The sequence below is a fragment of the Methylicorpusculum sp. genome, assembly GCF_030651835.1.
Lineage (GTDB): Bacteria > Pseudomonadota > Gammaproteobacteria > Methylococcales > Methylomonadaceae > Methylicorpusculum.
The window spans coordinates 13408-25173 of sequence record NZ_JAUSBX010000056.1 but is presented as its reverse complement, the minus strand read 5'-3'; the positions used below and the strand labels follow the sequence as shown (position 1 = coordinate 25173).

Sequence of the window (11766 nt, the reverse complement as noted above, 5' to 3'; positions counted from 1 at the left end):
AAAATCATGGCGCAAGAATATCCACTACCGCGATTTCACTTTCAAGTGGACTGGGGCGGTGCAAAATTGAGTTTTACCGAAGTGACCGGTCTGGTGATGGAGCGCGAGAAAATCGAATACCGGCACAGCGACAGCAAGGATTTCAGCAAAATCAGCATGCCCGGTTTAATCAAATTGAGCAATTTGACGATGAAGCGCGGCAAGTTCGAAGGCGACTTCGATTACAACAACTGGATGGATGAAATTGCCAATGACCGTATCAATGGTCGTCGCGATGTTGTGATTCGGTTAATGAATGAAAAACATGAACCGGTTGCGGCCTGGGCGGCCACCCGTTGTTTTCCGGTAAAAGTGACCGCGCCCGATCTAAAATCCGATGCCAACGAAATTGCCATCGAAAGCATAGAAGTGGCGCATGAAGGGCTGAAGTTGATGAAAGTGTAACCCGCATGGTCGCTTACTATCCGCCGTTGGGCTTTTATTACAAAGTGGAATTCGGCATCAGTCAGATGAGCAATGATGTGCGTTTTCAGACCGTTTCAGGGCTGGCGGTTGAATACGATTACGAAAGCTTCAAGGAAGGCGGGGAAAACCGTTTTGAACACAAATTGCCGGTGCGGACCAAATATGCCGATCTGGTTCTCAAACGCGGCATGTTGACCGATTCCAGCGTTATCAAGTGGTTTCTCGATGCTTTTCGTGACCGTATTTTCGAACCCGCTTCAGTGAATGTGATTTTGATGAATGAAAAAGGCGAACCGTTAAGAACCTGGAAAGTCGCTCATGCGATACCCAAAAAATGGCAAGTCAGCGATTTCAATGCCAATGAAAGTGCTGTCGTTATCGAGACGATGGAACTGACTTACCGGTATTTTACGGTGCAATCGTAAGCGGACTTAACGCGGTGCAAAAAGGAAAAAAATGCCCATAGAGATCAAAGAGCTGCATATCAAAGTGACGGTTAATCCTCCGCAGGACGTTAAAGCTCAGAAAGGGCGGACACCGGTATCTGCCGGGCAAGCGTCAAACAGCGCAATAGACAAAGAGGCTGTCGTCGCCGAATGTGTGGAGCAGGTATTGCAGATACTCAATAACAAAAGGGAGCGCTAATGGCCGATAACGGAAAGCTTGAAAAAATGCTGATCCTGGCGTTTTCCGATTCTGAGAAAGCGGAAGGCGGAGGGATACTGGAAGCCGATGAGACTTTCGAGGCGTTGATCAATCCGGAAAGTTACACGTTGGATACCAAACTCAAGTTTTCGGATTCAGGCCAGGGGCATGGCACGAGCGGGCAACAATTAAAATTCGAATATACCGAGCCTGAAGAAATCACCTTCGAATTTCTTTTCGACAATACCGGTATCATCGACGGCAAACCGCGCGACTCTATCGCTGATGATCTCAAACATTTCAAAGAGGTGCTGACCGGTTATAAAGGCGATGCGCATGAGCCCCGGCATTTCAAGTTGGTTTGGGGTGAAAATTCGATTTTCAAAGGCAGAGTGGTCGAGGTCGGCATCACTTATAAGCTGTTCAGGCCGGATGGAACGCCGATTCGGGCGCTGGTTAAAGTCAAATTCAAAAGCAGTATCGAAGAGCAAAAACGCGCGGCAAAAGAAAATAAAAGTTCACCCGATTTAACCCATAGCCGCAAAGTGAAGGCGGGCGATACCTTGCCGTTGATGTGCTACAAAATTTATGGTGATCCTCGCTACTATCTGGAGGTGGCGAAAAAAAACCGCTTGAACGATTTTCGTCAGTTGCAGCCGGGTACCGAAATTTTTTTTCCGCCGATCGCCAAGACGGTTAAGTCATGACCAATGAATCGGTTATTCCGACGCCTGCGACACCGGATGTCTGCACGGTGGCTCTGTTGATAGACGGCGAGGAAATTTCAGGGCAGTTTCAGATTTTAAAGGTAGCCGTTTCGCGGGAGATCAACCGAATCCCTTCGGCAACCTTACAACTGAAGGATGGAGAGGCTGCTAAAGCGACGTTTGCGGCCAGCAATACGGCTTATTTTATTCCTGGTAAGTCCATTGAAATACAGCTGGGTTATCGTTCGCAGAACACCACCGTATTTAAAGGCACCATCGTCAAGCACAGTATCAAAATCAGAAAAAACGAAAGCCTGCTGATTTTGGAATGCCGCCATCAAGTCGTCAAAATGACTGGCGGAATCAACAGCCGTTATTACACCGATAAAAAAGACAGCGACATCATGGAAGCGTTGATCGGGTTACATGGATTGGCCAATGATGTTGAATCGACAGAACCCGATTTAAAAGAAGTCGTGCAATATGAGGCCAGTGATTGGGACTTTCTGATGTGCCGAGCCGAAGCCAATGGGTATGTCGTTGTTGTCGCAGACGACATTATCCGGATAGGCAAACCGTTAACCGGTGAAGAACCGGTAGTGCAGGTGGGTTATGGATCAACGTTGCTGGAACTGGATGCCGAAATCGATGCCCGCCTGCAAAGCAAAAGCCTCAAAGCCACCGCCTGGAATGCCGCTGAGCAGGAGGTCATAGAGGCCGAGGCTGCCGAGCCTTCTGCAATGAACAGCGGCAACCTGGCTCATGCCGATCTGGCTGAAGTTATGCAGGATGATAACGAAATTCGCCATGGCGGGGGGCTGACGTTGCCGGAACTTAAAGCCTGGGCCGATGCGAGGTTACTGAAAGAGCGGCTTGCCAAAATCAGGGGACGGGCAAGGTTTCAGGGCTTTGCCGAGGTGCAGCCCGGGAATGTGATTGACTTGACCGGCATAGGTGAACGCTTTGAAGGCAAGGTTTATGTATCGGGCGTGCGTCAGATCGTGGCGGGTGGTAATTGGGAAACCGATGTGCAGTTTGGGATAAGCCCCGAACTTTTTGCCGAAACGTATCATTTGAGACCGCTACCGGCGGCCGGTTTGCTGCCTGCGGTCAGCGGCTTGCAAATGGGGGTAGTGACTGTGCTGGAAAACGATCCTGACGGCGAAGACCGGATCAAAATCCGTTTGCCTTTGGTCAGCGCTTCTGATGAAGGGGTCTGGGCGAGGCTGGCGACACTGGATGCCGGTAATCAGCGAGGCACTTTTTTCCGGCCTGAAATCGGCGATGAGGTATTGGTCGGCTTTCTAGGTGACGATCCGCGTTTTCCGGTGGTGCTGGGCATGTGTCACAGCAGCGCCAAACCGGCGCCGGAATCTGCGAAAGATGACAATCACCGGAAAGGTTATATCAGCCGCGAGAAAATGGCATTTACCTTTGATGACGAAAAAAAAGTCATCCTGTTGGAAACCCCTGGCGGGAACCGCATCACGCTTTCTGAAGATGAACAGGCAATTTTGGTCGAAGACCAAAACGGTAACAAAATCACGTTGAACCCTGATGGCATCACTTTGGAGTCCGCCAAGGACATTATTTTAAAAGCGACGGGTGACGTCAAAATCGAAGGAATGAATGCCGAAATCAAAGCCCAAACAGGATTCAACGCTGAGGGCTCGGCAACAGCGGAGATATCGGGTGCCAGTACGACGATCAACGGCAGTGCCAGTACCACCATTAAAGGTGGCGTCGTGCAAATCAATTAGAGGTTAAACCATGCTTCCAGCCGCAAGAGTGACCGACATGATCATTAGCGCAGCAACGCAGGGCGCACCTTTGCCCATTTTGCCGCCAGGCGCACCGACTGTTTTGATCGCCGGATTGCCTGCTGCCAGATTGGGCGACACCTGCGGCGCGGATGCGATCATCAAAGGTTCGGCAACGGTGACGATAGGCGGTATGCCGGCAGCCCGTATTACCGACACAACGGCGGGCGGCGGTGCCGTTTTGCCGCCCGGCGCCGTAACTGTGCTGATAGGGGGCTGACAATGAGTTTTCTCGGGCGTGGCTGGTCATTTCCTCCTTCGTTTAGCTTCGCATCCTGCACGGTTGATATGACCGAAGCGGAAGCCGACATTGCCGCCAGTCTCGAAATTTTGCTGAGTACGGCTCAAGGCGAGCGCGTCATGCTGCCTCAATACGGCTGCAATTTGCAGGAATTACTGTTTGAAACGCTGGATACACGTATGAAAACGCTGATGGCTGATAAAGTCGAGTCGGCCATTTTGTATCATGAACCGCGTATCGAGCTGGAAAAAGTGAGTTTGGATGACAGTCTGGCTTTGGAGGGAGTCGTATTGATATCGGTAGCCTATCGTGTGAAAACGACCAATTCGCGGTTCAATTTTGTTTATCCGTTTTACAAGCAGGAGGGTACCGATATCAACCTGACTGCAACGGTTAATCTTTTACCTGACAGTGACTGAGCCATGGCGACCGACGATTGCAAACAAAACCGCGATCCATTGAAGCTCATCCATGAAGGGACCAGCCAGGATGCGCGTCTGCTTAAGGCCTTATCGCCGGACTATGCACCGGTCAACGAACATAGGCCGGAACACGGCATGGTCTTTGCCAAAGACTATGCGGCATTTTTAAATTATTACGGCTCCAATACCACGGTATCGGGTGACTGGCAGCGCTTTTTCAGCAAGGACGTTTCGCTACAATTGGCGGTTGCGTCAGTACAGGCTGTCGATAGTTACCGCGCCTATGTCAAAGAGCGGTTCGATTATCTGAATGATCGCGACCATAAAAATGAAACCGATAAGTTAAAAAATAATTTAGGCCTGTTATTTTCCTGTGCCGGATCACTGGCAAGTCAACTGGATAGGTTGAAAGAGGGATTGCCTGCGGATAATGCGTTGAAAGCCACACTGGTAAACCGGATACAAACGCAACTGGCTCCCGCATTTAAGCGGCTGATCAGTTATTCCAAAGCGGATTTGGCGCAAGCGTTACCCCATCCTTTGGTGGCGGATATCCCGGCTGATCTTTCAGTATTGGGCGTAAACGCGGTTAAATTCAGCGAGGTTCTTGCCGCAGGCTTGTCCAAAGACTGGATAAGTGGGGCAAACGATTGGGCCGCTTATCTTGGTTTGATCAACGGGGATCCCGGCATTTTCGGTCTTCCGCCGGGTGATGCGTTCGAGCGTATTAATCACCTTGCTACGCATAATCTGTTTACATCGGCTTTCGATCAGTTTCTTAAAGCCTATGCACGCACGGTAGTTGATGCGCAAGCCGCATTAGAAACCAGTTTTACCGGGCTAAACAGTCATGATCCGCATTACACGCTGTTTCTGGCGTTCCTGCGTTTATTCGAACATGCGCGCGCGCAAATCAACACGATAACCGGAAGACACCTGGATTTTTATTACAGGGATATTCTGCAACTTAAAGAAAAGCCCGCTGAGCCGGCGCAGGTTCATCTTTTGGTTGAATTGACCCGGCAGACGCAAGCCCATTTACTGGAACTAGGCAGCTTATTTAAAGCCGGAAAAGACGATTGGGGTAAAGACGCTTTTTTTGCCGCTGCCAGTAATTTTGTTGCCAATCGGACCCAGGTGAGTGGGTTAAAGACGGTTTACCGGCATGACGATGAAAAACTGGGTTTTACCCTGCCCGAGAACTCTCATCAAAACCGGTTTTTTGCTTCACCGGAAGCCGCTTCAGCCGATGGCTTAGGCGCAAAACTGCCGGAGCAAGACCTCACTTGGCATCCGTTTTTTAACAAAGAGTATAAAAACGGAAAGTTGCAAACCATCAACATGCCCAAAGCGGAACTGGGTTTTATGGTGGCCTCTCATTATCTTTGGCTGGCAGAAGGGACTCGGACCCTTGTTCTTGAACTTATGCTGGCAGGAAGCCATAGCGGTTCAGGGTCTGAGTTAAAAAACGACATCACCTGTTGGCTCAGCGCTGAGAAAGGCTGGTTAGAAAAAACCGCCACATCCTTTGTCCGTAATGGCAATAAGCTGACATTAACCGTGATCTTGGGCGGCGCCGATGCCGCTGTTACCGCTTATTCCGATAAAGTTCACGGCTACGGTTTTGCGACCGCGCTACCTGTCTTGCTGGTTAAATTGCGCCATCGCGACGGCGTATCATATATATACCCTGAGCTGGAAGCATTTATCATCACCTCGATAAAGCTGACCGTCAGTGTTAAGGGGCTGCGATCACTTGCGGTATCCAACGATTTCGGTTCGGTGGATTTATCCAAGCCGTTTCAGCCTTACGGGGCTCAGCCCGTTAAAGGCACTCGTTTTACTATCGGCTCCCAAGAAGTTTTTCAAAAGCAATTGGTGTCCGCTTCATTGACATTCGATTGGCAGAATAAACCCCGGTATTACAGGACGCCATCCATTTTTCCATTATTGATCAGTATGCCGTTGGCGGCTAATGCCATTAATCAGCAACCCGGCGGTAGCCAGATGGCCGCAGTCGTTGAGGACGAAAGTGCCGCTATTGCTGCAGCAGACAATGATAAACCCACCATAGCGGTAGCTTATCTAAAAGATGGCGAGTGGAGTGATCCGTCTGGCTCTTTTGACTTTGATACCGGCACATTCAATTTGACCGGTGCAGCGCAGCAAGCCACCGGCAATTTTTCAGGGATGCAGGGAAACCATCCTTACCCTATCAAAGCGGTCAACGGTTATCTGCGTTTGATTTTTCAAGGTGATATGGGTTTCAATCAATATTTGCTGGATCTGACCCATTTTCTGGCTGATATTGATCCTAAACCGCCCTTCCATCCGGGGGCGCCGATTATCGGGCCTTTTGCCGAGCGCATAACAATGGACTATACCGCCGAACAGACGTTGTCGCTGTCTGGCTCGGTAGCGGCGAGTAACGATCAGCAAGCCTTGTTTTTCCATGTCGGGCCGTTCGGACATGCGCTGCAGAATCCCAAGCTGCCTGCCGTAAAACCGGTTTATTTGCTTCCTCAGTTTGTCGTTACACGGGAAGAAAGCCCTGTGCCCAGTTCGGCGGAATTTTATATAGGCCTGACCGGACTCCAGCCTCCGCAAAATCTGGCTTTGTTGTTTCAAGTGGCCGATGGCACGGCCGATCCGTTGACGGTAAAGCCTGATCAGCACATTCAATGGAGTTATCTGCGCAGTAACGAGTGGAAAGCCTTCGAATCTGGCGAGGTACAAGACGATACAGACGGTTTACTCAAATCCGGCATCATTGTCTTTATCGTGCCTGGGGATGCCGATGCCAGTAATACCTTGTTACCCGGCACAATGCACTGGCTGCGCGCTGCGGTCTCCTCAGACAGCGAGGCGGTTTGCCGTTTACAGAAAGTAGCAGCACAGGCACTAAAAGCGAGGTTTGTTGATAAGGATAACGATCCTGCATTTTCCGCAAAAGTCTTGGCCGCAGGCACAATAACAAAACTGGATCGCCCGCATGCGGCGGTTAAAAAAATCGATCAGCCGTTTGAAAGTTTTGGCGGCCGCGGGGCCGAGGCAGCAGAGGCTTTTTATACCCGGATCAGTGAGCGGCTGCGCCATAAAGACCGGGCGGTTGCTTTATGGGATTATGAGCATCTGGTGCTGGATGCGTTTCCTGAGCTTTATCGGGCCAAATGTCTCAATCATACACACTACGAGCCCGGTGATAGTGGCGATGGCACTTACCGGGAGCTCGCGCCCGGTCATGTCACGGTCGTAACCCTTCCGAATCAGCAGTTTCACACCTTCAAAGATCCGCTCAAGCCTTTTACCAGCTTGGGCTTACTGACCGACGTCGAAAAATTTCTGCGTCAGCGGCTGCCGTGTTTTGTGAAGCTGCATGTCAGAAATCCCCAATTCGAAGCGGTGCGCTGCGCGTTTAAAGTGCGGTTTTATGAGGGTTTTGATGAAATGTTTTATAAAAAAACCTTACATGAGGCGATTGTCCGGTTTTTATCGCCCTGGGCATTCTTCAGTGATGCCAGGCCTTCGTTTGGCGGAAAAGTCCATAAATCGGTGTTGATTAATTTCGTCGAAGAACAGGCCTACGTTGATTACGTCACCGACTTTTTGATGTTTCATGACATCGGTGATGTCAAAAGCAATGTAAATACTGATGTTGCGGAAGGATACACCGCCGTTTCCATTTTAGTTTCGGCTGCCGAACACAGCATCGATGCGCTTAACCCTGCCGGTTTACAGACTACCGGCGAAACCTGTCCCTGCGAATCATGAACGAGCAATCCGTCACAATAGCCAAGCAACCGGCGCAAAAAACGGCAGAGGATTTTTTTGAATTGCGCCGTGAGGGTATCGGTTATATAGCCGAAATGGGCAGTCGTTTCTGGACGGATTACAACACGCACGATCCAGGAATCACGCTGCTTGAAGCGCTGTGCTATGCGCTAACCGATCTGGCTTATCGCAGTAACTGGGACATCAAGGATTTATTGATGCCTCCGCCGGCTGAAGCCGATCCGGAAAAGCCTTTTGCGGGCCAGGCTTTTTTCACTGCCCGGGACATTTTAACGGTCAACCCGGTTACACCGGATGATTTCAGACGCTCGTTGATCGATTTGGACACGGTACGCAATGCCTGGATTTTCTGTAAACAATGCGCCTGCGATGTCAATTATTACGCTGTTTGCGAGAATGAAACCGTGACACTGGCTTACCAAAAGCCGCAAAACAGCGTGCATGAGCCGAAAAAAGTCGACGTACTGGGTCTTTATGATGTCTTGCTGGAATTGGAAGCCGATCCCGAATTGGGCGATCTGAACGATAGGAAAATTGAGCGTACCGTCAATTTATTCGACGCGGAAGGTAAAGCCTACCCTTTGACAATGGAGCTGCGCTTTCCCGATTTGCAGTTAATGGACCGCAAATACCGGCTGCTGTTTTTGGAGCAGCAGGGCGAATTTACGCTCTCTGTGCGCTTCGGTGCGACCCAGGATTACGATGTACTGACGGATCCGTTGCTGGATGATGCCGGGCGCGACGGCTATCTGCAAAAACATTGGCGGGATGTAATTTATGTCGATTTTGTTCTGGAATTCCCGTCAGGCGGAGGCATTGTCACAATAAACAATGCCGCGTTGAGGTTGTTTGGCGAGAGTAGCGCCAGAGGGCTGACGACGGCCGCAGCGCTTGAGAAACAGCTGGCCGATGCTTCCCTTTCGGGATTTGTCAGCCTTTACCGGCGAAAACTGGCCGCAGTCGAAGCCTCGGTAGATCAGGCCAAAGACTTATTACTCCGGGTTCGTAATCTGGATGAAGATTATTGTCATATACAAGGCGTCGAGATTGAAGACGTTGCGGTCTGCGCCGATGTGGAAGTCGCGCCTGATGCCGATATTGATCGTGTCCAGGCCTTGATCTGGTTTGAGATCGAACATTACTTCAATCCACCCGTTTATTTTTACAGTCTGCAGGACATGCAGAACGCAGGTATTGCCGTTGAAGACATTTTCAACGGCCCGGCTCTGGCCAATGGCTTCATCAAAGCTGACGATCTTGCCAAAGCCCAGCTGCAAACCGAGTTAAGAACATCCGATATCATCAATCGACTGATGGACATTGATGGGGTGCTGTCCGTCACCCAGTTGCTGCTGACCGGCTACGATACGCAAGGACACGTCATCAAGGGCAAAGCCGATCCTGATTTCAGTCATCCGGCGCCATTATTTGATCCGGACAAAATCAGCGCATCGTGGATACTGTTCATTGATAACCGCAAACAACCCCGTTTTTACAGCAAACAATCGCGCTTTCTGTTTTATAAAAACGGCCTCCCTTTTAAAGCAAGACAGGATGAAGCTCTGGATACCTTGACCCAGTTGCGTGGTGAGGCTGAACGACCAAAAATCAAAAATGCAGGCAATGATTTGCCTACCCCCGTCGGTGAGTTTCGAAATCCTGAAGCGTATTACCCTGTCCAATACAGTCTGCCGTTGACCTATGGCGTGGGCACTGAAGGCTTGTCGCCTCAGGCTTCACCGCAACGCAAAGCGCAAGCTTTACAACTGAAAGCTTACCTGATGGTATTTGAACAGCTATTGGGCAATCAGCTGGCCCAACTGGCTAACACGGCAGAATTGTTCTCTATGCAATCGGGAATGGACAGAACCTATTTTGTCAGGCTGTTCAACGAAGAGCTTATTAGTGGCTACGACGATTTACTCAACGGGTTGGACAAAAAATCGCTGGAGGACTTGATCGAAACCACGGCTGAGTTTTTAGCGCGGCGAAACCGTTTTCTGGATCATCTTTTGGCCCGCTTTGGTGAACAATTTTCCGAATATACCTTATTGCTGACGGATGTGGCCGGACAGCAGAAAGCCCTTGAACTGTTGCTGGAAACCAAGCTGGCTTTTCTAAAAGCACTGCCGGTGATCAGCCGGGAGCGCTACCGGTCTTTTCATTACCGTGAAAAGACCTGTTTTGCCGGACAGTATCCGGTGCTCAAAAAACGCGTCAGTTTACTGTTGGGCTATCCGGACTGGCAGTTTGAGTTTGTTGCATCTGCGCCTGCGGGCGGAAAAGTCGATGTGGCATTTACCTTGAGCGAATACCTGGGGCCAACGCTAATCAGCGGGTCGTTATCAATGGATGACACGGGTAAGCCGGAACAGCAGGCTTATCGGGCGCTTATGCACATCTTGATAGATCCGGAAACTTACAAAATCAAGCCGGACAATGCGGACTACCGGCTGGAACTGGTCAATTCGGAGGGTGATGTTTTCGCAGCGCATACCCGGCTATTTGAATCTGAGGAAAGTGCGGCTTTAGCCAAACAAGACTTATTGGCTTGGAGCGCTAACGAACGGGCCTTGCTGATTGAGCATATCTTGTTAAGGCCGAAATTTCCCGGCGATGCGCTTTATCCGGTTTGTCAGGATACCGGCTGTAATACGTGCGGCGATGAAGACCCTTATTCGTTTCGCTTGACCTGGGTCATGCCGGGCTGGGTCGCCCCTTACAACGAAAATCTGGAACTGCGCGAGTTTGCCGATCGCACGATACGCAAAGAAACACCGGCTCATTTGCTGGCCAAAATCTGTTGGGTCGGCAATAACGGCTTTATTGAAAATCCTTGCGATCAGGTTATGACCGATCTTGCCGCTTTGTTGATGGCACAAGGGCTCACCGGCGATGGCGAAAGACCTGATGAGGAAGTTGCCTGTGCCTGCGCGTCTGCAATTTACCAGGCGTTCAGCCAGGCTTTTAAAATCTGGTACGACGATAAAACCCTGGTTTATTTTCATGACGAGGCATTGCAAGCGCGGCTTGGCGAAGTATTTAACACCGTTGATGCAGGGTCGCTAAGCTGCAGTTTGCAGCTGACACCGCAACTATGGAGTGGCATTACCGAGGTGATGATCGAATATTTCATACAGGTTGTGCACTACGGCTGGCAGTTTGAGCGTTTTGAGGAAGCATGGTGCCGTTGGCTGAATGCCAATGCTGCATTTGATTGGACCTCAGAGCGTTTGCAGGAGCGCGTTTCGGCGCTTTTGCAGGCCGGTTTGATTAACGGTTCCGAAACCTCTGTATGCCGTTGCGCCGCCAAGATTTTAGCCGAATACGGGACGCTGTTTTATCAATGGCTGGATAACGTGATCATTGACGGTTTGGCGCTGGAGGAATTGCCGCCATTTAACCCCGGTCCTGTCAGTCTATGTCCTGATCTTGATTTTAAAGCCGGAACCGGAGAAGCGCTGGAGGCGATGCTGAAAGAGCGTTATGCCGCGTATACGGAAGTTTCTTACCGGTTGCGTATTGTTTTAAATTTATTGGCCGCATTAAAAAATACCTACCCCGAAGCGACGCTGCACGATTGCGATGACGGCAGCGACCAGAATCCGGTGCTGTTGGACAAAACGGCATTAGGTGCACTCAGCTCCGCACAACGGCCTTTTGAAACTCTCTGA

At 50.3% G+C, this 11766-nt stretch carries 9 protein-coding genes; all 9 read left to right on the top strand.

Annotated elements, in window-relative coordinates:
• Window positions 1-6: 6 nt before the first annotated feature.
• From Q7V32_RS07350 to Q7V32_RS07310, 9 genes are read left to right on the top strand one after another with little or no spacing between them, the layout of a single operon-like run.
• Entirely contained in the window at window positions 7-444 is a 438-nt protein-coding gene (locus Q7V32_RS07350; protein ID WP_159651946.1) for a phage tail protein, read from the top strand.
• Between the two features lie 5 nt (window positions 445-449).
• Window positions 450-890 carry a phage tail protein gene (locus Q7V32_RS07345; RefSeq protein ID WP_304896329.1) on the top strand — a complete coding sequence of 147 codons (441 nt, stop codon included), beginning with the start codon at window positions 450-452 and terminating at the stop codon, window positions 888-890.
• Between the two features lie 31 nt (window positions 891-921).
• Window positions 922-1110, top strand: coding sequence for a DUF5908 family protein (locus Q7V32_RS07340; RefSeq protein WP_304896328.1), 189 nt, complete (start codon window positions 922-924; stop codon window positions 1108-1110).
• Window positions 1110-1817 carry a LysM peptidoglycan-binding domain-containing protein gene (locus tag Q7V32_RS07335; RefSeq protein ID WP_304896327.1) on the top strand — a complete coding sequence of 236 codons (708 nt, stop codon included), beginning with the start codon at window positions 1110-1112 and terminating at the stop codon, window positions 1815-1817. Before Q7V32_RS07340 ends, Q7V32_RS07335 begins: the two co-directional genes overlap by 1 nt.
• Window positions 1814-3577 (top strand): type VI secretion system tip protein VgrG, encoded by a 1764-nt coding sequence (gene vgrG / locus Q7V32_RS07330; RefSeq protein WP_304896326.1) that lies wholly within the window; start codon window positions 1814-1816, stop codon window positions 3575-3577. Before Q7V32_RS07335 ends, vgrG begins: the two co-directional genes overlap by 4 nt.
• 10 nt (window positions 3578-3587) lie before the next feature.
• Window positions 3588-3857, top strand: coding sequence for a PAAR domain-containing protein (locus Q7V32_RS07325; protein ID WP_304896325.1), 270 nt, complete (start codon window positions 3588-3590; stop codon window positions 3855-3857).
• A gap of 2 nt (window positions 3858-3859) precedes the next feature.
• A complete protein-coding gene (locus Q7V32_RS07320) occupies window positions 3860-4297 on the top strand; it encodes a GPW/gp25 family protein (RefSeq protein ID WP_304896324.1) in 438 nt (145 codons plus the stop codon).
• Window positions 4298-4300: 3 nt separating this feature from the next.
• The gene (locus Q7V32_RS07315) at window positions 4301-8071 is read left to right on the top strand and encodes a baseplate J/gp47 family protein (RefSeq protein ID WP_304896323.1); all 3771 of its coding nucleotides are present in this window, start codon (window positions 4301-4303) and stop codon (window positions 8069-8071) included.
• Window positions 8068-11766: a hypothetical protein gene (locus tag Q7V32_RS07310; protein ID WP_304896322.1), complete on the top strand. Its 3699-nt coding sequence runs from the start codon at window positions 8068-8070 to the stop codon at window positions 11764-11766. The genes Q7V32_RS07315 and Q7V32_RS07310 overlap by 4 nt, the downstream gene beginning before the upstream one ends.

Bases quoted from the DNA above. Each gene is read 5' to 3' on its own strand.
- vgrG (WP_304896326.1), top strand. From the start codon at position 1,814: ATGACCAATGAATCGGTTATTCCGACGCCTGCGACACCGGATGTCTGC.
- Q7V32_RS07325 (WP_304896325.1), top strand. From the start codon at position 3,588: ATGCTTCCAGCCGCAAGAGTGACCGACATGATCATTAGCGCAGCAACG.
- Q7V32_RS07310 (WP_304896322.1), top strand. From the start codon at position 8,068: ATGAACGAGCAATCCGTCACAATAGCCAAGCAACCGGCGCAAAAAACG.
- Q7V32_RS07320 (WP_304896324.1), top strand. From the start codon at position 3,860: ATGAGTTTTCTCGGGCGTGGCTGGTCATTTCCTCCTTCGTTTAGCTTC.
- Q7V32_RS07315 (WP_304896323.1), top strand. From the start codon at position 4,301: ATGGCGACCGACGATTGCAAACAAAACCGCGATCCATTGAAGCTCATC.
- Q7V32_RS07335 (WP_304896327.1), top strand. From the start codon at position 1,110: ATGGCCGATAACGGAAAGCTTGAAAAAATGCTGATCCTGGCGTTTTCC.
- Q7V32_RS07350 (WP_159651946.1), top strand. From the start codon at position 7: ATGGCGCAAGAATATCCACTACCGCGATTTCACTTTCAAGTGGACTGG.
- Q7V32_RS07345 (WP_304896329.1), top strand. From the start codon at position 450: ATGGTCGCTTACTATCCGCCGTTGGGCTTTTATTACAAAGTGGAATTC.
- Q7V32_RS07340 (WP_304896328.1), top strand. From the start codon at position 922: ATGCCCATAGAGATCAAAGAGCTGCATATCAAAGTGACGGTTAATCCT.